We start from the raw sequence: 17,662 nt of genomic DNA, 5'->3' as shown, positions 1-17,662 counted from the left end.
TCACCAGCCGTGCGCGGGCGCGAGGGCCGGGAAATTGAGAAGCGGTCTCGGATCCTTGCTCCTGGGGGCGGGCGTAGCCTGACGTTGCGCACGGTTACATACGTGCGCATTGAGTTTTCTCAGGAGGTTTGCCATGTCCACCACCGCCCTCGCAGCCGTGCTCAACGGAGTCGATGAGTCGTTCGTCTTCGAAGACGTCGTGCTCCAGGATCCCCGTCCCGACGAGCTGCTCGTCCGCATCGTCGCGGCCGGCCTGTGCCATACCGACCTCGCGGTGCAGCACGGCCACATCCCGAGCGCCTTCCCGCGCGTGCTGGGACACGAGGGTGCCGGCATCGTCGAGCGCGTCGGCGCTGACGTGACCGGCTTCGTCGAGGGCGACCACGTCGCCGTGTCGTTCGCCTCGTGCGGTCGCTGTGAGAACTGTCTCGCGGGACGCCCGGCATACTGCCTGCAGTTCATGCTCCTCAACATCGGCGGCGTGCGCGCCGACGGAACCGGCACGATGGCTCTCCCCGACGGCGGCGAGGTCGTCGGCAGCTTCTTCGGGCAGTCGTCGTTCGCGACGCACGCACTGGTCGCGGCGCGCAACGCGGTGAAGATCGACGAGGACGTGCCCCTCGAGCTCGTGGGTCCGCTCGGATGCGGCGTCCAGACCGGCGCGGGAACCGTACTCAACTCGCTCGGCGTCGGCGCGGGCGACGCGCTCGTGGTCAGCGGAACCGGGGCGGTCGGACTGTCGGCGATCATGGCGGCGAAGGCCGCGGGGGCGACGACGATCGTCGCCGTCGACGTTCTGCCCGAGCGCCTCGAGGCCGCGAAGCGCCTCGGCGCCACGCACCTCGTCGACGGTAAGGCGGACGACGTCGTCGACCAGATCAAGGCGGCCACCGGCGGCGTCGGAGCCGAGTACGCGCTCGACACGACGGCCATCCCTGCGGTCATCGGAAACCTCGTCGCCTCTGCCCGCTTCGGTGCGAAGATCGCGACGGTCGGCGTGCCGAAGCCGGATGCGGTCGCTCCCGTCGCCCTGTTCTCGGGCTCCGGCGCGACCCTGGTCGGAGCCATCGAAGGCGATGCCGTGCCGCAGACCTTCATTCCGAAGCTGCTGGCCATGTACAAGGCCGGCGAGTTCCCGTTCGACACCCTCGTGACGACCTACCCCTTCGATGAGATCGAGAAGGCGATCGCCGACACGCAGTCCGGCGCAGCCGTCAAGGCCGTCCTGGTCATGCCCTTGACCGCCCGCTGATCGGGGGGCGACCGGCGGCTTCAGCCGGTCGCCCACGAAGGGTGCAGACGTCACGGCGCAGCGTCGGGACCTCCTGAGATCGTGGCGGCATGGTCACATCGTTCGAGTTCCGGCGCACGCCCACACCCGCCGACGTGATGGCTTACGGGTCTCTGTCCGAAGAGGAACGCCTGCAGGCGCGCATCGCGCTCGCCGGCAAAGCCCAGGTGAACACGGCGGTCGCGGTGTCTGCCACTGCCCTGGTCGTGGCCACGATGGGCTTCGTCCCCCGACTCACCGAAAGCTGGTCGTTTCCGAACCTGGTCGTCGTCCTGCTCTTCTGTGTCGCGGTCATCTCCTTCGCGGGACTGGCCGTCGTGTTCGCGGGGCTTGACCCACAGCGCACACGTCGCGCCTGGCGGGAGGTCTTCGACTATGTCGATGCTCACCATCCACCGGCCCCGGATGCAGATCCCGAACGGTCGATCCTCACGCGGTATCGGAGGCGCCTCGCGTCGATGCGCGCTCGGTGAATCGAGCGGCTCGGGCGCTCGGCGACCAGCGCCGGGCCGTCAGTCGACGCCGCCGAACTCCTGAACGCCGACCACATCCAGCAGGCGCAGCTTCTCCTCGTCGCTCGAGCCGGGCTCCGCGGTGAGTACGAGGAGGGCCTGCGACTGGTCCTCGGTGAACAGGACCTGGCAGTCCACCTCGATCGGTCCGATCTCGGGGTGTACGAGCACCTTGTGGTCGCTGAACCGACGCGCGACCTCCTGCCGCTCCCAGAACGCGGCGAACTCGTCGCTGATCCGCAGCAGCTCGTCGACGAGCGCCTGCGCACGTGGTCCCTCGACCGCGAGCACAGCGCGAAGACCCGAGACGAGCGCGCGCGACTGCCGCTCGTGGTCATCGAGCGGATAGCGGGCGCGTGCCGCATCCGGATGCGCGAACCAGCGGTACGCCTCGTACCGCTCCCACCCGCTCGCTCCCGTGTGATCGCCGAGCAGCGCCGCGCCCATCCGGTTCTGCAGCAGCGTCTCGCCCAGCGACGAGATGATCACGGCCGGCGTATCGGCGAGGCGGTCGAACACGCGCTGCAGCGGGGGCGCCACGTGGTCACGAGCCAGGATGCGGTCGGGAGCGTTGTGACCGGCGACGCGGAAGAGATAGTCGCGCTCGTCCGCCGACAGCCGCAGCGCCCGCGCGAGCGAGGCGAGCATCTGCGTGCTCGGCTGCGGGCCGCGCTGCTGCTCGAGGCGCGTGTAGTAGTCGGTCGACATCGCGGCGAGCTGCGCCACCTCCTCGCGGCGCAGGCCGCTCGCGCGCCGACGCGGCCCCGCCGACAGTCCCACGTCGCCAGGCCGCAGCCGTTCGCGACGCGAGCGGAGGAAGTCGGCGAGAGCGACGCGATCCATGCGTCCATTGTGTGCGCCGCGCGGCATCCTGAACCAGGGATCGACGATCCGCCCGTGACGCGGCATCGCCCTCATCCCGCCGACCTGCAGGGATAAGGGCGGGAGGGCTTGAGCGGGTGAGAGCGCGCGGTTAGGGTCCGACGCATGAGCGACCGCGCGGTTCCCCACCTCCCCTCACGCGACTTCGAGGCGACGGTCGCGTTCTATGGCGGCTTCGGGTTCCGGCCGACATACCGCGACACCGCGTGGCTGATCCTGGAGCGCGGCGAGCTTCAACTCGAGTTCTTTCCTGCCGCCGAGCTGGATCCGGCGCAGAGCTCGTTCATGTGCGGCCTGCGTGTCGACGATCTCGATGTGCTCTATGCCGCTGTCCGGGCGAGCGGCGTGGTGGAGCGTGCCGACGGGTGCCCGCGGCTCCACGCTCCGGTCCGTCAGACGTGGGGGCGTCGTGTCGCGCACCTCATCGATCTCGACGGTACGCAGCTGAATCTCATCGAGAACGAGGTTTAGGCGAGCTCTTCGCGTCGGAACAGGCGCCAGGTCCGTGCGCCGACCAGGAGTGCGATCGCCATCACCGCGAGGGGAACGACAAGCCATTCCACCCCGCCGGACCAGCCGATGCCGATCCCGTCCGCGTTCGAGAACGCGACGACCGGGACGAACAGGAAGCGTGCCTGGGCGCTCATGGGCGCTGCCGCGTCGACCACCGCCAGCATCCCGCCGGCGAACGTGAGGAACACCACCCAATAGCCGAAGAGCGCGGACCCTGCAGTGAGCACCCCGATCGACCAGAGCGGCCGCCGCCGCCCGCCCTCGCCGTATCGCGCCGCGAGTATGCGCGGCGACCCGAGGTCGGCGAGTGCCGCCTCGAGGGGGCGCGGATCCTGGTCGAGCTCCTCACGCAACGATCGCACGATGCGTCGGCGTTCGGATGCGGGCGCCACGGCCTCGAGGTGCCAGTCCAGGCGCATCAGATACAGGGATGTGCGGAGGCCGGACGAGCGCCGGGTGAGTCGGGAGCCGGTCATGTGCGTTCCTTTCCAGAGGCGCTCGTCGCCAGATCGACCGCTGCGGCCGTCTGTTCCCACTGCGTGCGCGCGTCGGCGAGGGCGCTCACCCCCGCCGCGGTGAGTGAGAAGTACTTGCGCGGCGGTCCGCTCGGTGAGGGCTTGGACGTGGTCGTCACCCAGCCGTCGCGCTCCATCCGGTTCAACACCGGATAGACGAGCCCCGTGCTCGCATCCAGGCCGAGTGCCGCGAGCCGTTCGACGAGTTCGTAGCCGTAAGACTCCCGGGCATCGATCAGCTGCAGCGTGAGCAGCGGCAGCACCGCCCGCGTGAGCTGCGCCTCCTGCCGAGCTTGTATCCGTGACACACTAATAGTGAAACATGAATAGTAGGCGTCCGCCATCCCCTGTCATCGGGGGATCGGCGATCCCCCGATGACCGCTCCCTTCCCCGATGCGTCGACTCCGGCGACGCTCGGAACATGGACATCACCGGAAACACCGTCTTCATCCCCGGCGCGACCAGCGGCATCGGCCTGGCGCTCGCCGTCCGCCTTCAGGAGGCCGGCAACACGGTCATCGTCGGAGGCCGGCGCCGGCAGCTCCTCGAGGAGATCGCGCAGGAGCACCCCGGCATCGACACAGTCGAGATCGACACGGCGGATGCGGCCTCCGTGCGCACCGCCGCCGCATCCGTCATCGAACGTCACCCTTCCCTGAACGTGCTCGTCACGATGGCCGGCGTCATGCACGTCGAGGACTGGACCACCCCTGAGGGCTTCCTCGCCTCGGCCGAGCAGACCGTCACCACCAACGTGCTGGGTCCCATCCGGCTCATCGCCGCGGTCATCGAACAGTTGCGCGCGCAGCCGTCGGCGACGATCATCACGGTCTCGTCCGGCCTCGCTTTCGCGCCGCTCGCCGCGACTCCCAGCTACAACGCGTCGAAGGCGGCCATCCACATGCTCAGCGAGTCGCTGCGCCTGCAGCTGGTGGGAACGTCCGTCGCGGTGAAGGAGCTCGAACCGCCCTCCGTGGCGACCGACCTCCTGCCGGGTCAGCGCGAGAGCGCGTTCGCGATGCCGCTCGATGCGTTCGCCGACGAGGTCATGCACCTGCTGCGCGACGAGCCGGACGCCCCGGAGATCCAGGTCGAACGGGTCAAGTTCCTGCGGTACGGCGAGGCGCGCGGCGACTACGACCAGGTCGTCCGGACGCTCAACCAGTCCGACCCGCACGGCAAGCAGGGATGACGCCGCGACATCTGCACGACCGAATTCCCTGATGCCGCCTCATATGCCGCATCTGTTCACTCCCGTACCGCCGGTCGTGCAGATGTCGCGCTACCGGCGCCGCGGGCGTGCGTCGACGCAGGGATGCGGTGCGCCGCTTCGCCGGGGATCAGCGCGAGATGACTGTGAAGGTCATCGTGGCCCGGTAGGTGCCTCCGGGAGATCCCTGAGGGGCGGCGAGGCGCAGCCCGGCACCCAGCACCGCGGTGCCGACGCCGGAGCCCGCAGGTGCGCTCGCGAAGACCGTACTCGCCGCGGAGCCCGCGAACGCCGCCGCCGGTACGACGCCGATGGCCGTGCTCCCCGGTTCGAGTCGGGGGGTGACCGTCATCGATTCGGCGGGAATCTCCGCGGACCCGGAGGAGAAGTCCGTGATCGTGGTGTGGACGGTGTACCCCGGCCGGCTGAGTGCGCGACCGTCGACCACCGCGAACGTGGTCAGATTGCCCGTCGAGACCGAACGGCCGTCGACGATCTGCGGCGCGTCGAGCTGCGCCGGTGTCGATGCGGGCACCTCGAGCGAGAGTTCCGTGTCGTGGGGCGACAGTACGTCGGCCTCGATGCCGATCTCCGAGGCGGGCGACTGCGTCGCCGGGATGCGGGCGATCTGCGCGCGCCCCGCGGCGACGAGCGCTGCGGGAAGAGGCGCGTACCCGAGGCCCGCCGCGGCGGCCTGGCCCTCGCCGATCGCGTAGGCGGCGAAGGCGCGCAGTGCGGCGGCGCGTTCGGGAGTGAACGTGCCCCCGAGACGGGTCGGGACGATGAGATAGGTGTAGCTCGAGAGCGGGTACGCGGTCGGCGCGGGGTTGGCGTAGACGTCGTCGAGCACCTGCGTCAGGTGGTCGGGCGAACTCGGGTCGTCGACGGTCCTCGCGGCCCCGAGGGCCGTCTGCACGTTCGCCGCATCCGGCGCGACGTATGCGCCGGCCGCATTGCGCAGATCCGCGACGGGGAGCCCTGCGCCGTGCGCGTAGGCGTTCTCGACGTAGGTGATCGACCCCGCGCTGAACGAGGTGTAGCCCGTCACCCCGACCGAGCCGCTTTGTGACTTCCAGCCGAGCGTCGCCGGAAAGAGCTGTGTCGCCCCGTGGGTCCAGATCTGCGGGTACTGCGCCGCCATCCAGGCCGTGAACTGCGCCGTGGACCCCGATCGGTCGGACCGCACGACCGGGGTGATCGACTGATCGGGAAGCTCGAGCCGGGGGTTGTCCGCGGCGATCGCGGCGTCGTTCCATCGGGTGATGTCGCCGGCGAAGACGCCCGCGACCGTCGCCCCGGACAGACGCAGGTCGGTGATGCGGCGTCCGTCGATCTGGAGGTTGTACGCGACTGCCGTGCCGCCGGCGATGAGGGGCACGTAGGTGAACTCGCGGTCGGGCAGCTCCGGCGCGGACCCGTCCTCGGGCTGGCGCTGGAAAGGGAGCTCGCTCACCGCGAAGTCCACGCTGCCGCGGATGAAGTCCGCCCGGCCCGCGGATGCGCCGGTTCCGGAGTACGCGACGGCCTGCCCGCTCGTGACCGAGAGGTCGCGACGCCAGGCGTCGACGAGACTCTGGACGGCGGTCGATCCCGAACCCGAGATGGGTGCGGCGGTCGTGGCCTGGGCGCTCAACGGCAGCATCGACCCGAGCACAACCACCGATGCAGCCAGCGCCACCAACGTGTGCCATGACCGTGAACGCATGACGCATCCTCCCCCAGACGATCACACGCTAGGGGCGGTGAGCGCCTGAGAGCAGTCGATCACCGGATGGTCGTCGACCGTTCATCCGCCAGCCACGTCCGTGCTCCCGCTGCGCCGTTCACCCGCGTGAGGAGGTCTCGTCCCGCACGAGCCCGATGATCCCGCGGAGGGTCAGCAGCACACCGAGCACGAGCGAGAACCAGAGCCAGACCGTCGGTTCGACGATGAGGCCCGCGACGGAGACGCCGAGAGCGAGCAGTCCGAAGACGAGCATGAAGATCGCGACGCCGCGAGAGATGGTCCCCAACATGCGGTGAGCGTAGCGCCCCGCGGGTGCGCGTGGGGCGTTTCGTCTCCGCCGGCTCGGAACGGGAGCGCGCGCAAGTCCGGGTTCGTCCGGGATGCGGCCACGAACGTTCCTCGGTCTCCGACCCGACCGTAGGCTCCCGGCAGAGCCCCGAGGAGCGCCGTGATCCGATTCGCCGACTTCCTGCCCGTGCCCGCACCCGAACGCACGAAGGTGAAGTTCAACATCCGTGCGGGCGTGGGCGGCGCCGCCGCCTATGACCTGCTGATGGCCGACGACCCCGAGCCCTGGCTGGCGATGACGCGGTATCGCTCGCGACAGCAGAACAACAATATGGGCCGCGCGGAATATGTTCTCGCGTTCGCGCAGTACTACCCCTACGGGCCGGAGTACTTCATGTTCGGTGGCTTCTTCCGCGTCGAGCCGACCGTTCCCGAGACGCTCGGCGAAGACGGCTATCGGCTCACCCCGCTCGATCGATACTCCGAGTACGCGAAGCGCCTCATCGTGAAGCTGAACGAGCCCATCGGTCGCAACCTCTACCTCCGCTCCTACGACAACCTGCAGGACGGCCCCCTCGGCCCTGAGGTGTACGAGCTGGCCCCGGACGTGAAGCTCGGGGCCTTCCCCGGGTACCAGAACGTGCGGCTGCGCCACCGGGATCTGCAGCGCATCATCGCGAACGACGAACCGAGCTGGAAGGACGCCCTTTCCAGTGTGAAAGGCGTCTACGTCATCACCGACCTCAGCGACGGGCGCCTCTACATCGGCTCGGCGTCGGGCGAGGCGAACGGCCTCTGGCAGCGCTGGGCGGGCTACGCGCACCTCGCCAACCTTTCCGGCGGCAACCGGGACCTCGAGCTGCTCACACTCACGCGCGGCGACGGGCACATCGTCGAACACTTCCAGTACTCGATCCTCGAGATCTTCGACCCCAAGACCCGCGCGGAGACCATTCTGCAGCGCGAGTCGTTCTGGAAGCTCGCCCTCGACAGCCGCGCCCACGGTCTCAACGCCAACTGAGCGATCGTCCGCGCGCCGGGATCGATGTCCGGATTCGTCCGGGAGTGGTCTCCGCGGCGGGGTCCCACCCTCCGTGGCACCTAGCGTCGATGCGTCATGACGCACGGCGAGAGGACACGGGCATGCCGGACGGGAACGTCGACTGGGACTTCTGGGCGCAGATCGCGACGGTGATCGCGGCGTTCGCGGTGCCGATCGCTGTGCTCGCCCTCGTTCTCGAGATGCGCCGCACCGCGGCCGCGCAGGCGGCTCGCGTGGTGGCGTGGACCGTGGTGCCGCACGACCGCATCCGCTCCGCCGGGGTCCGTGGGATCGTCATCGTCAACGAGTCCGAACAGGTCGCCCGCGACGTGCGCATCGACGTGCACGCGGAGGGAACGGATGCGGTAACCGCCGTCTATCCGATCGTCCCGCCCGGGGCGCACTTCCTGACCCTCCAGGAGCGCCAGATGACCGATGGCGCGGGGGAGGCGCCGTGGGTCGGTGAGGGCAATGACTACGTGTTGCTGCCCGTGAATCAGAAGGACGGCGCACTCACCATCAGTCTGCGTCACGCGCAGAACTCGCCCGGCGACGAGATGCGTCAGTACGAACTCCTCCCGTGGACCCAGGCGGGCACGCAGTCGGACTCGAGCTTCGCCGCGGAGGTCTTCGAGTACTCCCTCGGGAATACGCGCTGGCGCCGTCGGTCGGACCTCAGCATCCGTCGCCGCCGTCCGGCGCGGGTGCAGGGGTGGCAACTCTGGCGTCCTCGCCCCGCGGGACAGCCGGAAGTGGGCGAGCGCCGGTTCCCGGAAGTGTCGCTCAACAGCGAGCAGGCCAGGCTCGTGATCGCCGACACGGAGGACACGTACCAGCAGTCGCGAACGCTGATGGATGCGGTGGGCCACCGACTCGCCGGCGGCATCGATCCGGCCGAGTCGAAGCCGGTGACCGATCGGCGGCTTCTCGATGCCGGCATCGTCGAGATGCGCCGGACGCGCGAGTCGACGCGGCAGGGAGAGGTCGGCCGCGGTGCCCTGGCGTTCGAGTTCTCCTACGCACCCGCGGGTGGGGAGGCTGTCGCCGCCTACTCTTTCGGCGCGTCGCAGTACGGCGACGTGCCGGCCTGGTTCGGGCGCAAGACGGCCAAAGGGGCCGAGTCGGTGTCGTTCAAAAAGCGCGGATGGCACCCGAAGCGCCGGAAGGCCTCCGACTGGCCTGCGGACGGCGCAGAGCTCGCTGCGGCCATCGTCGACGCGATCGTGGAAGACCTGCGCGAGCGCTTCCCCTCGACGGACACGGACACGGCCGCATCCGCCGACGCTCGCTGATGGATTCGCTGTACCGCCCGCATCCGTCCTGGCTGCCTGCGACGTACCTGCTGCTGGCGACGGTCGTACTCATCGCGCTTCCGCTCGCCGCCATGGGGCGGGTGGACGAGTCGACCGTCGTGCTCGTCGGCCTCGTCCACGTCCCGCTCGGCTGGGTGGCGATCACGCTCGCTGCGTCCGTGCGGATCCGTCCGCGGGTGCGGTTCGCCGCCGCGCGGTGGGTGGGCCTGCTGGCACTTCCCGCCTGGGGCTGGTCCTGGCTCTGGACGAGGTTCATGCGCCTCGTGGCCACGCACTTCCTGCGCACCGTCATCATCACGTCGCTGGTCGTGTGCGTCGGGGTCGTCGTCGGTCTGCTCGCGGGGGGAGTCAGCGGATGGATCGTGCTCGTCGTCGGTGTCCTCGCGCTCGGCGTGCAGATCGGCGGCGTGCGGTGGGCGAACGGCTACACCTCGGGGTACACCGGGGGAGTCAGCGTCTTCGCGCTCGCGGCGGCCGGCATGTTCGTCATCGGGTGCCTCGGGTGGGTGTTCGCGCTGGCCGCCGGGGTGTTCTTCCTCGCCCTTCCGGCTCTGCTCGCGTGGTTCGTCCTCGGTGTTCTGGGCGCGCCGGTGTGGCTCGTGATCGCGGCCGTCGCGGTGGCGCTCGCGAGCTTCGCGGTGCCCTTCGTCCTCGAGCTGCGGCGCTGAGTCGTCGCGGTCGCTGCGGAGGGGTCACGCGGGGGACGTCTGCACGACCGATTGCGCGGAGGCCGCCCCTCCAGCCCCGGACGTTCACATCCGCACCATGCGTCGTGCAGATGTCGCGCCTGGTCGCCGGTCGCCGGCGACCGGGCGCGTCAGCTCCCGCGGTAGGTGGAGTAGGCGAACGGGCTCAGCAGCAGCGGCACGTGGTAGTGCGGCCGGTCGGCGACGGTGAAGGTCACCGTCGCGAGCGGGTAGAACGTCTCGACGCCGCGATCGGCGAAGTACGCCCCCGTCGCGAAGGTCAGCGCGTACATGCCCGGCTCGAGAAGATCCGGGCCGATCGCGAGTCGGCCGTCCGCATCCGTGAATCCCTCGGCGACGCTCTTGATCCCCCCGCCTTCGAGATGCCGGTGCAGGGTGACCGCGACATTCGGCGCCGGCGTCCCGGCGGTCGCGTCGAGGATGTGGGTGGTCAGTTGGCTCATTCCGCCTCCTCCGGCTCGATCCGGTCGGCGACGATCGTCGAGTCCAGGCGCAGCAGCGCGATCTCGGCGAGCTGGGCGGTCGCCTCGCGGGCCTCGGTGTCGTCGTCGTTGTCGAGTCTGCGGTGCAGCTCGGCGAGCATCTCCTGGGGGCTGCGACCCGCGGCGCGGATGAGGAAGACGCGGCCGAAGCGCTCCTCGTACGCCCGGTTGCCGGCGGAGATCGCGGCGGCGACATCGTCCGCCGCGCTCGCCATCGCGGCCTGCTCCCGCCGGGAGGCATCGGCCTCGGCGCCCGATCCCGCCGGCTTCTCGCCGATCCGCGGATGGTGGGCGAGCGCCGCATCCAGGTCGGCGCGCGACCAGACCGCCGCGAGGTCGCCCGCGTAGGAGCGCAGGGCATCGATCGAGGCGTAGGGGCGCGCCGCGACGATCGCGTCGACCCAGCCGGGCACCGCCGCCCACACCGACACGACCAGGGATGCCTCGGCGGCATCGAGGGCGTTGAACTCGTCCAGTTGCATGCGCGCCACCCTACCCAGCCCGCATTGCCGCCACGTGACTCGCCGGAAGCGGGCGTCGGGAATGTTGGTAACAGTTACATTTGCGAAATGTGGAGCACTTAGCGTTGTCGGCATGACGACCCCCGCATCCACCGTCATCGCGGCGCGACGTGTGTTCCTCGACGGGGCGTTCCGCCCGGCGACCGTGACCGTGGCCGACGGGCGCGTCATCCGGATCGGAGATTTCGATCCGGATGCGGAACGCGTTCTGCCGGACGATCTCGTGCTGCTCCCGGGCCTCGTCGACTCGCACGTGCACCTGAACGACCCGGGGCGGGCGAGTTGGGAGGGGTTCGACACGGGGACGGCGGCGGCCGCCGCGGGCGGGGTCACGACCGTGCTCGACATGCCGCTCAACAGCATCCCGGTCACCACGACCCCGGACGCCCTGGCGGAGAAGCGGGCCGCAGCGAGCGGACGCATCGCCGTCGATGTGGGCTACTGGGGCGGCGCCGTGCCGGAGAACATCGGCCGCCTGCGGGAGCTCGCCGACGCGGGCGTCGTCGGCTTCAAGTGCTTCCTCTCGCCATCGGGAATCGACGAGTTCGGACACCTGAGCGCGGAACAGCTCGATGACGTGCTCACCGAGCTCGCCGCCTTCGACGGGCTGCTGATCGTCCACGCCGAGCATCCCGCGCACCTGCACGCCGACGGCGCGCTCGGTGTGCACTACGCGGACTTCCTCGCCTCCCGGCCGCCCGCCAGCGAGCGGGCCGCGATCCAGCTTGTGATCGAGACCGCCCGGCGCACGGGTGCGCGCGTGCACATCGTGCACGTCTCCGACGGCACGGCGCTCGACGACGTGAGAGCGGCCAAGGCCGAGGGCGTGCGGATCACGGTCGAGACGTGCCCGCACTATCTGACCCTGGATGCGGCGACCGTCCCCGACGGCGCCGCATCCTTCAAGTGCTGCCCGCCGATCCGCGACCTCGCCAACCAGGACCTGCTCTGGCGGGGCGTCCTCGACGGCACGATCGACGCGATCGTCAGTGACCACTCGCCCGCGACCCCGGAGCTCAAGGGCGATCCGGACTTCGGCCTCGCATGGGGGGGGATCTCGGGCCTGCAGACGGGGCTGTCGAGCGTGCACACGACAGCGCGCGAGCGCGGCATCCCGCTCGAGGCGTTCCTGCCGCTCATGACGACCGGGCCCGCGCGTATCGGCGGACTCGGCGCCCGCGGCACGATCGCGGTCGGCGAACCCGCCCATCTGACCGTCTTCGCGCCCGACGAGACGTTCACCGTGGATGCGGCGGCCCTCGAGTACCGCAATCCGCTGTCGCCGTGGGACGGCGCGAGTCTCACCGGCGTCGTCGCCGAGACCTGGCTGCACGGCGAGCCGGTGTACCGTCGCGGCGAGGGTCTGCTCGCGCGCGTGGGGCGCGAGCTGATCGGGGCAATCGACGAGGAGCGCCAGTGAGCACACCCATCCTGCAGCCGGGCGTCGGCGACGTCACGGGCGAGCACTACCTTCCCGCCGCCGTCGAGAACGTCTTCTGGGGCCGGCTGCCCTGCGCCACCGACGCGCCGGTGCTCCGGATCGAACCCGGCGCCACCGTCACCGTCGACACCGTCAGCCACGAGGGCATCCTCGAGGACCAGGGCAAGGACCCCCTCGCGTTCTTCGGCGCGCACGGCGTCGCCGCGGAGCAGGTGCTCGAGGATGCGGTAGCGATCGCCGCATCCCTCTCGCGCGACGTGATGGCCGACGGCCCGCACGTGGTCACAGGGCCGATCCACGTCGCCGGCGCAGAGCCGGGCGACCTGCTGCAGATCACGGTCGTGCGGCTCGAGCCGCGGGTGCCCTACGGCGTGATCAGCAATCGTCACGGCAAGGGTGCGCTCGTGGGTGAGCTGCCCCGCGGCGAGCACAACGTGAGCGTCTTCACGCCCGTCGTGGAGCAGGACGGCGCCCTCCTGGGCGCGTTGCCGCTGATCGAGGGGGGACCGGCCGCGGTGACCTTCCCGCTGGCGCCGTTCCTCGGCACGATGGGTGTGGCCGTCGCAGGCGGAGACCGCCCGCACTCCGTGCCGCCCGGCGCGCACGGCGGCAACATCGACATCAAGCTGCTGACCGAGGGCGCCGTGCTGTACCTGCCGGTGCAGGTCGCGGGCGCGCTCGCGTACGTCGGAGATCCGCACTTCGCGCAGGGCGACGGCGAGGTCGCGCTCACCGCGCTCGAGGCGTCGCTGCGGGCCACCCTGCGGTTCGACGTCGTGCCGCGCGCGGTGGCACTGGCCGAGTTCGGCGAGCTCCTCGGCCCGCTCGTGCGCACCGCCGAGTACCTCGTCCCCACGGGACTCGACCCCGACCTCGGCGAGGCGATGCGCCGCTGCGTGCGCGCGGCCCTCACCCTGCTTCAGGCGCGGTACGGCATGGCCGAGCACCTCGCCTACGCGTATCTCTCGGCCGCGACGGACTTCGACATCTCGCAGGTCGTCGACATCGTGTGCGGTGTGCACGCCCGCATCCGCGAATCGGACTTCACGGGTGCACCTTCCACGACGGATGCGGAGGGTCGGGCATGAGCGAGATCCCCGCGGACCTTCGGGCAGCCTTCGACCGCTACGAGCGTGCCATCCTCGACAACGACCTCGCGGTGCTCGACGAGATGTTCGCCCCCGGCGACGCGACGCTGCGCGGGGATGCGGCGGGCCTGCTCGTCGGCCACGACGTGATCAGCGCCTTCCGCGGCGTGCGCGGCGGTGTCGCGCCACGGACGATCCAGCGCATCGAGTACCGTCCGCTCGCCGACGATCTCGCTCTGCTCGTCTCGGTGTCGCGGTTCACCGGGGGCGGAACGGGGCTGCAGACCCAGCTGTGGCGCCGTGGTGAGACCGGATGGGTCATCGAGGCCGCGCACGTGACGGGCAAGGCGCAGGCCCTGGACCGATCGGTGTGGCGCACGGTCGGCGACCCGCTGTGGCAGGGGGCATGGGAGGGGCCGCTCGAGGGCCTCAACGTGGCCGTCAAAGACCTCTTCGCCATCAAGGGCTACCGCATCGGCGCGGGCAACCCGACGTTCCTCGAGACCGCGAGGCCGGAGTCGACCACGGCTCCCGCCGTCACCGATCTGCTGCGCGGCGGGGCGTCGCTGCGCGGCATCGCGCGCACCGACGAGTTCGCCTACTCGATCGCGGGCGACAACGCGCACTACGGCACCCCGCCCAACGGGGCGCTCCCGGGTGCGCTGCCGGGCGGATCGTCGAGCGGGCCCGCATCCGCCGTCGCGACAGGGCAGGCGGAGGTGGGACTCGCCACCGATACCGCGGGGTCCGTGCGCGTCCCCGCCTCGTACCAGGGGCTGTGGGGGCTGCGAACGACCCACAATCTCGTGCCGCGGCAGGGGATGCTGCCCCTCGCGCAGTCCTTCGACACAATCGGCTGGCTCACGCGCGACGGCAACACCCTCCAGCGCGTCGTCGACTGGTGCCTGAGCTATGACGGCTCGGAGTCGACCGAGAGCGTGTTCGGTGAATCCGCGGGCGACCTGCCCTGGCGCTTCGCCGTGCCCGAAGAGGTGCTGACGCACGTCGAGCCCGACACCCGGGTGGCGTTCGACGCCTACGTCGAGCGGCTGGCCGCATCCGAGAACGCTCCGGAGGTCCAGACGGTCTCGATCGGCGATCTCGACGAGTACTTCGAACCGTTCCGTACCGTGCAGGCGGCGGAGGCGTGGCGCAACAACCGCGACTGGCTGCGGGCGCACCCCGGCTCCACGGGTGCGGCGGTCGCCGAGCGGTTCCGCATCGCCAGCGAGGTCACGGCCGACGCGGAGCGCGTCGCGCGACAGGCGCTCGAGCCGCTCCGCGAGCGCGTCCAGTCCCTTCTGCAGAGCGCCGTACTGCTGCTGCCCACGGTGCCCGGTCCTGCGCCCATGCGCACATCCGACCCGGCGAAGGTGGATGCCGTGCGCCAGGCGACGCTGCGCATGACGACGCCCGCGGCCGTCGCCGGCACCCCCGCCCTCTCGATCCCGCTGCTGACCGTCCGCTCGCAGCTCGGCCCCGCACCCGTCGGCGTCTGCCTCGTTTCGCGCAGCGGCACCGACATCGCCCTCGTCCGTCTCGGCCGCCGACTCGCCGCGCTCTGACCGCGATCCTCCAGGAAGCACTCATGACCGACACCCTCCCGATCGACCCGCCCGCCCGCCTGCTCATGGGGCCGGGTCCGATCTCCGCCTACCCGTCCGTACTGCGCGCCATGTCGGCGCCGCTGGTGGGCCAGTACGACCCGTTCATGACCCACACGATGAACGAGACGCAGGAGCTGTACCGCCAGGTGTGGGCCACCGAGAACGAGGCGACCCTGCTCGTCGACGGCACCTCGCGCGCCGGCATCGAGGCCGCGATCGTCAGCCTGATCCGCCCCGGGGATCGCGTGCTCGTACCCGTGTTCGGACGCTTCGGGCACCTGCTCGCCGAGATCGCGGAACGCGCGCTCGCCGAGGTGCACACGATCGAGACCGAGTGGGGGCAGGTGTTCACCGCCGCGGCGATCGAAGAGGCCGTCGTGCGCGTCAAGCCGACGCTCCTCGCCCTCGTGCAGGGCGACACGTCGACCACGATGCTGCAGCCGCTGGAGGAGATCGGTGCGATCTGCCGGAGGCACGGCGTGCTCTTCTACTCCGACGCCACCGCATCCCTGGGCGGCAACGTGTTCGAGGCCGACGCCTGGGGACTGGATGCGGCGACCGCCGGTCTGCAGAAGTGCCTGGGCGGACCGAGCGGCTCCGCTCCGATCACGCTGAGCGAGCGCGCCGTCGAGGTCGTCCGCTCGCGCAAGCGGATCGAGGCCGGCATCCGCGAGGCGGGCGACGAAGACGCCCCGGACTTCGTGCGCTCCAACTACTTCGACCTCGGCATGATCCTCGACTACTGGGGTCCGCGCCGGCTCAACCATCACACCGAGGCGACGAGCATGCTCTACGGCGCCCGCGAGTGCGCGCGTCTGCTGCTGATCGAGGGTCGCGAGGCGGTCATCGCCCGGCACGAGCTCGCCGGCCGCGCGATGCTCGCCGGCGTCGAGGCGCTCGGTCTCGCCGTCTTCGGCGACGTGGCGCACAAGATGAGCAACGTCGTGGCCGTGTCCATCCCCGAAGGCGTGCCCGGCGATGCTGCACGCACCGCGATGCTGGAGGACTTCGGCATCGAGATCGGCACATCCTTCGGCCCGCTGCACGGCAAGGTGTGGCGCATCGGCACGATGGGCTACAACGCGCGTAAGGACACCGTCCTCACGACCCTGGCCGCCCTCGAGGCGGTGCTGCGCCGGCACGGCGTCGCCGTTCCCGCCGGCGGCGGCGTCGAGGCCGCATCCGACGTCTTCGCGGGGCGCGCATGATGTTGGAGGTCTCGCCCGACCGCATCGCGGCCGCCGCCCGGCGCGTGATGGCGCGGTGCGACGAGCTCGCGCGCGTCACCGCGACGCCGGGGCGCATCGAGCGGGTCTATCTCTCGCCCGAGCATGCGCGGGTGAACCGCCTTGCGGCCGAGTGGATGCGCGAGCTCGGCATGCGCACGCGCCAGGATGCGGCGGGCAACCAGATCGGCCGGTTCGACCGCATCATCGGGGACACGCTCGACCCCGACGCGCCCGCGCTGATCATCGGCTCGCACCTGGACACCGTGCTGGATGCGGGACGTTTCGACGGAATCGTGGGCGTGCTCATGGGACTCGAGATCGCCCGGCTCCTGCGGACGCCGGTCGGTGACGGGCGTTTCGGCGTCGCGCTCCCGTTCGCCCTCGAGGTGGTCGCGTTCTCGGACGAGGAGGGCACGCGCTTCGGCAAGGCCCTGCTCGGTTCGTCCGCGGTGGCCGGACTGTGGGACGAGGACTGGTGGGCGCTGACGGATGCCGACGGCACGAGCCTGCGGCAGGCGTTCCTCGAGTTCGGACTCGACCCGGCGCGCATCGGCGAGGCCGCCCGGCGGCCCGACGAGCTGATCGGGTATCTCGAGGCGCACATCGAGCAGGGACCGGAGCTCGACCGGCGCGGGGAGCCGCTCGCTGTGGTCTCCTCGATCGCCTCCGCACGCCGCTTCCAACTCGTCGTCGAGGGGGAGGCCCGTCATGCCGGTGGCACGCCGTACGACATGCGCCGCGACGCGCTGCTCGGCGCGAGCGAGGCGGCGCTCGCGGTCGAGCGCATCTGCCGCGAAGAGCACCACATCATCGGCACCGTCGGCCAGCTCGAGGCCTACCCGGGTGCGGTGAACGTCGTGCCCGGCGAGGCGCGCTTCTCTCTCGACCTCCGCGGCGAGTTCGATGAGACCCGCGACCATGTGTGGGACGAGCTCTCCCGCGAACTCGACGCGATCATGGGCCGCCGCGGGCTGCGCTGGAGCTCACGCGAAGTGCACAGTGCCGCCGCCGTCATGTGCGCGCCGCTCCTGCAGGACGTCGTGCGCGAGGGCATCGGCGCCACCGATGCGCCCGGCGGCACCGACCCGGCCGTGATCTTCAGCCGCGCCGGCCACGATGCGATGTCGATCGGTGCGATCACCGACGTCGGGATGCTGTTCCTGCGCAACCCCGACGGCATCAGCCACCATCCGGGGGAGTCCGTCTCGGCACCGGATGTGGCGCTCGGCATCCGTGCCCTCGCCGAGTCCGTGCTGGCGCTCGCCGCCGACGTCCGCGTGCGCTGACGGCCAAG

At 70.7% G+C, this 17,662-nt stretch carries 19 protein-coding genes; 12 read left to right on the top strand and 7 right to left on the bottom strand.

What is annotated here, in order from left to right; all coding sequences use genetic code 11:
* Nucleotides 1–133 precede the first annotated feature (133 nt).
* Nucleotides 134–1,252, top strand: coding sequence for an NAD(P)-dependent alcohol dehydrogenase (locus ACYVJS_RS07035; RefSeq protein WP_460739049.1), 1,119 nt, complete (start codon nucleotides 134–136; stop codon nucleotides 1,250–1,252).
* An 89-nt stretch (nucleotides 1,253–1,341) separates the two neighbouring features.
* Nucleotides 1,342–1,764 (top strand): hypothetical protein, encoded by a 423-nt coding sequence (locus tag ACYVJS_RS07030; protein WP_460739047.1) that lies wholly within the window; start codon nucleotides 1,342–1,344, stop codon nucleotides 1,762–1,764.
* 39 nt (nucleotides 1,765–1,803) lie between these two features.
* Here ACYVJS_RS07030 and ACYVJS_RS07025 read toward each other — a convergent pair whose 3' ends face one another.
* Nucleotides 1,804–2,646: a helix-turn-helix transcriptional regulator gene (locus ACYVJS_RS07025; protein ID WP_460739045.1), complete on the bottom strand. Its 843-nt coding sequence runs from the start codon at nucleotides 2,644–2,646 to the stop codon at nucleotides 1,804–1,806.
* Between the two features lie 144 nt (nucleotides 2,647–2,790).
* Between ACYVJS_RS07025 and ACYVJS_RS07020 the strand changes: the two genes are divergently transcribed.
* The gene (locus ACYVJS_RS07020) at nucleotides 2,791–3,156 is read left to right on the top strand and encodes a bleomycin resistance protein (protein WP_460739043.1); all 366 of its coding nucleotides are present in this window, start codon (nucleotides 2,791–2,793) and stop codon (nucleotides 3,154–3,156) included.
* Here the strand turns inward: ACYVJS_RS07020 and ACYVJS_RS07015 are convergent.
* Together ACYVJS_RS07015 and ACYVJS_RS07010 are read right to left on the bottom strand one after the other, a co-directional pair.
* Nucleotides 3,153–3,674: a hypothetical protein gene (locus ACYVJS_RS07015; protein ID WP_460739041.1), complete on the bottom strand. Its 522-nt coding sequence runs from the start codon at nucleotides 3,672–3,674 to the stop codon at nucleotides 3,153–3,155. The genes ACYVJS_RS07020 and ACYVJS_RS07015 overlap by 4 nt on opposite strands.
* Nucleotides 3,671–4,021, bottom strand: a complete 351-nt coding sequence (locus ACYVJS_RS07010) for a PadR family transcriptional regulator (protein ID WP_460739039.1) — start codon at nucleotides 4,019–4,021, stop codon at nucleotides 3,671–3,673. Before ACYVJS_RS07010 ends, ACYVJS_RS07015 begins: the two co-directional genes overlap by 4 nt.
* A gap of 114 nt (nucleotides 4,022–4,135) precedes the next feature.
* Between ACYVJS_RS07010 and ACYVJS_RS07005 the strand changes: the two genes are divergently transcribed.
* Entirely contained in the window at nucleotides 4,136–4,906 is a 771-nt protein-coding gene (locus tag ACYVJS_RS07005) for an SDR family oxidoreductase (RefSeq protein WP_460739036.1), read from the top strand.
* Nucleotides 4,907–5,054: 148 nt separating this feature from the next.
* On the opposite strand, the gene pstS is transcribed toward ACYVJS_RS07005, so the two are convergent.
* On the bottom strand, nucleotides 5,055–6,629 hold the full coding sequence (gene pstS, locus ACYVJS_RS07000; RefSeq protein ID WP_460739034.1) for a phosphate ABC transporter substrate-binding protein PstS: 1,575 nt from the start codon (nucleotides 6,627–6,629) through the stop codon (nucleotides 5,055–5,057).
* Nucleotides 6,630–6,747: 118 nt separating this feature from the next.
* Nucleotides 6,748–6,939: a hypothetical protein gene (locus ACYVJS_RS06995; RefSeq protein WP_460739032.1), complete on the bottom strand. Its 192-nt coding sequence runs from the start codon at nucleotides 6,937–6,939 to the stop codon at nucleotides 6,748–6,750.
* A 159-nt stretch (nucleotides 6,940–7,098) separates the two neighbouring features.
* Here ACYVJS_RS06995 and ACYVJS_RS06990 point away from each other — a divergent pair, with 159 nt between their 5' ends.
* The 3 genes from ACYVJS_RS06990 (at nucleotide 7,099) to ACYVJS_RS06980 (ending at nucleotide 9,961) form a co-directional block, all read left to right on the top strand.
* Nucleotides 7,099–7,959 (top strand): GIY-YIG nuclease family protein, encoded by an 861-nt coding sequence (locus ACYVJS_RS06990; RefSeq protein ID WP_460739030.1) that lies wholly within the window; start codon nucleotides 7,099–7,101, stop codon nucleotides 7,957–7,959.
* Nucleotides 7,960–8,081: 122 nt separating this feature from the next.
* On the top strand, nucleotides 8,082–9,272 hold the full coding sequence (locus ACYVJS_RS06985; RefSeq protein WP_460739028.1) for a hypothetical protein: 1,191 nt from the start codon (nucleotides 8,082–8,084) through the stop codon (nucleotides 9,270–9,272).
* The gene (locus ACYVJS_RS06980; RefSeq protein WP_460739026.1) at nucleotides 9,272–9,961 is read left to right on the top strand and encodes a hypothetical protein; all 690 of its coding nucleotides are present in this window, start codon (nucleotides 9,272–9,274) and stop codon (nucleotides 9,959–9,961) included. Before ACYVJS_RS06985 ends, ACYVJS_RS06980 begins: the two co-directional genes overlap by 1 nt.
* Nucleotides 9,962–10,110: 149 nt before the next feature.
* On the opposite strand, the gene uraH is transcribed toward ACYVJS_RS06980, so the two are convergent.
* Both uraH and uraD read right to left on the bottom strand, forming a co-directional pair.
* Nucleotides 10,111–10,443: a hydroxyisourate hydrolase gene (uraH, locus tag ACYVJS_RS06975; protein ID WP_460739024.1), complete on the bottom strand. Its 333-nt coding sequence runs from the start codon at nucleotides 10,441–10,443 to the stop codon at nucleotides 10,111–10,113.
* A complete protein-coding gene (gene uraD, locus ACYVJS_RS06970; protein ID WP_460739022.1) occupies nucleotides 10,440–10,964 on the bottom strand; it encodes a 2-oxo-4-hydroxy-4-carboxy-5-ureidoimidazoline decarboxylase in 525 nt (174 codons plus the stop codon). Before uraD ends, uraH begins: the two co-directional genes overlap by 4 nt.
* A gap of 112 nt (nucleotides 10,965–11,076) precedes the next feature.
* On the opposite strand from uraD, the gene allB reads away from it, so the two are divergent.
* The 5 genes from allB to ACYVJS_RS06945 are packed head-to-tail and all read left to right on the top strand — an operon-like array spanning nucleotide 11,077 to nucleotide 17,654.
* A complete protein-coding gene (gene allB / locus ACYVJS_RS06965; protein WP_460739020.1) occupies nucleotides 11,077–12,423 on the top strand; it encodes an allantoinase AllB in 1,347 nt (448 codons plus the stop codon).
* Nucleotides 12,420–13,532 (top strand): acetamidase/formamidase family protein, encoded by a 1,113-nt coding sequence (locus ACYVJS_RS06960; protein ID WP_460739018.1) that lies wholly within the window; start codon nucleotides 12,420–12,422, stop codon nucleotides 13,530–13,532. The genes allB and ACYVJS_RS06960 overlap by 4 nt, the downstream gene beginning before the upstream one ends.
* Nucleotides 13,529–15,097, top strand: a complete 1,569-nt coding sequence (locus ACYVJS_RS06955; RefSeq protein ID WP_460739016.1) for an AtzH-like domain-containing protein — start codon at nucleotides 13,529–13,531, stop codon at nucleotides 15,095–15,097. Before ACYVJS_RS06960 ends, ACYVJS_RS06955 begins: the two co-directional genes overlap by 4 nt.
* A gap of 23 nt (nucleotides 15,098–15,120) precedes the next feature.
* On the top strand, nucleotides 15,121–16,347 hold the full coding sequence (locus tag ACYVJS_RS06950; RefSeq protein WP_460739014.1) for a pyridoxal-phosphate-dependent aminotransferase family protein: 1,227 nt from the start codon (nucleotides 15,121–15,123) through the stop codon (nucleotides 16,345–16,347).
* On the top strand, nucleotides 16,344–17,654 hold the full coding sequence (locus ACYVJS_RS06945) for an allantoate amidohydrolase (protein WP_460739012.1): 1,311 nt from the start codon (nucleotides 16,344–16,346) through the stop codon (nucleotides 17,652–17,654). Before ACYVJS_RS06950 ends, ACYVJS_RS06945 begins: the two co-directional genes overlap by 4 nt.
* Nucleotides 17,655–17,662: the final 8 nt, after the last annotated feature.

Source organism: Microbacterium neimengense, from assembly GCF_054782995.1.
The sequence above is the reverse complement of the archived record's forward strand: the minus strand, read 5'-3'. Positions and strand labels throughout refer to the sequence as shown.

Excerpts from the sequence above, each read along its gene's own strand:
- uraH (WP_460739024.1), bottom strand. The coding sequence starts at position 10,443 with ATGAGCCAACTGACCACCCACATCCTCGACGCGACCGCCGGGACGCCG.
- ACYVJS_RS07020 (WP_460739043.1), top strand. The coding sequence starts at position 2,791 with ATGAGCGACCGCGCGGTTCCCCACCTCCCCTCACGCGACTTCGAGGCG.
- ACYVJS_RS06980 (WP_460739026.1), top strand. The coding sequence starts at position 9,272 with ATGGATTCGCTGTACCGCCCGCATCCGTCCTGGCTGCCTGCGACGTAC.
- ACYVJS_RS06985 (WP_460739028.1), top strand. The coding sequence starts at position 8,082 with ATGCCGGACGGGAACGTCGACTGGGACTTCTGGGCGCAGATCGCGACG.
- ACYVJS_RS06955 (WP_460739016.1), top strand. The coding sequence starts at position 13,529 with ATGAGCGAGATCCCCGCGGACCTTCGGGCAGCCTTCGACCGCTACGAG.
- ACYVJS_RS07030 (WP_460739047.1), top strand. The coding sequence starts at position 1,342 with ATGGTCACATCGTTCGAGTTCCGGCGCACGCCCACACCCGCCGACGTG.
- ACYVJS_RS06950 (WP_460739014.1), top strand. The coding sequence starts at position 15,121 with ATGACCGACACCCTCCCGATCGACCCGCCCGCCCGCCTGCTCATGGGG.
- ACYVJS_RS07015 (WP_460739041.1), bottom strand. The coding sequence starts at position 3,674 with ATGACCGGCTCCCGACTCACCCGGCGCTCGTCCGGCCTCCGCACATCC.
- pstS (WP_460739034.1), bottom strand. The coding sequence starts at position 6,629 with ATGCGTTCACGGTCATGGCACACGTTGGTGGCGCTGGCTGCATCGGTG.
- allB (WP_460739020.1), top strand. The coding sequence starts at position 11,077 with ATGACGACCCCCGCATCCACCGTCATCGCGGCGCGACGTGTGTTCCTC.
- ACYVJS_RS06995 (WP_460739032.1), bottom strand. The coding sequence starts at position 6,939 with ATGTTGGGGACCATCTCTCGCGGCGTCGCGATCTTCATGCTCGTCTTC.
- ACYVJS_RS07005 (WP_460739036.1), top strand. The coding sequence starts at position 4,136 with ATGGACATCACCGGAAACACCGTCTTCATCCCCGGCGCGACCAGCGGC.
- ACYVJS_RS07025 (WP_460739045.1), bottom strand. The coding sequence starts at position 2,646 with ATGGATCGCGTCGCTCTCGCCGACTTCCTCCGCTCGCGTCGCGAACGG.
- ACYVJS_RS06945 (WP_460739012.1), top strand. The coding sequence starts at position 16,344 with ATGATGTTGGAGGTCTCGCCCGACCGCATCGCGGCCGCCGCCCGGCGC.
- uraD (WP_460739022.1), bottom strand. The coding sequence starts at position 10,964 with ATGCAACTGGACGAGTTCAACGCCCTCGATGCCGCCGAGGCATCCCTG.
- ACYVJS_RS07035 (WP_460739049.1), top strand. The coding sequence starts at position 134 with ATGTCCACCACCGCCCTCGCAGCCGTGCTCAACGGAGTCGATGAGTCG.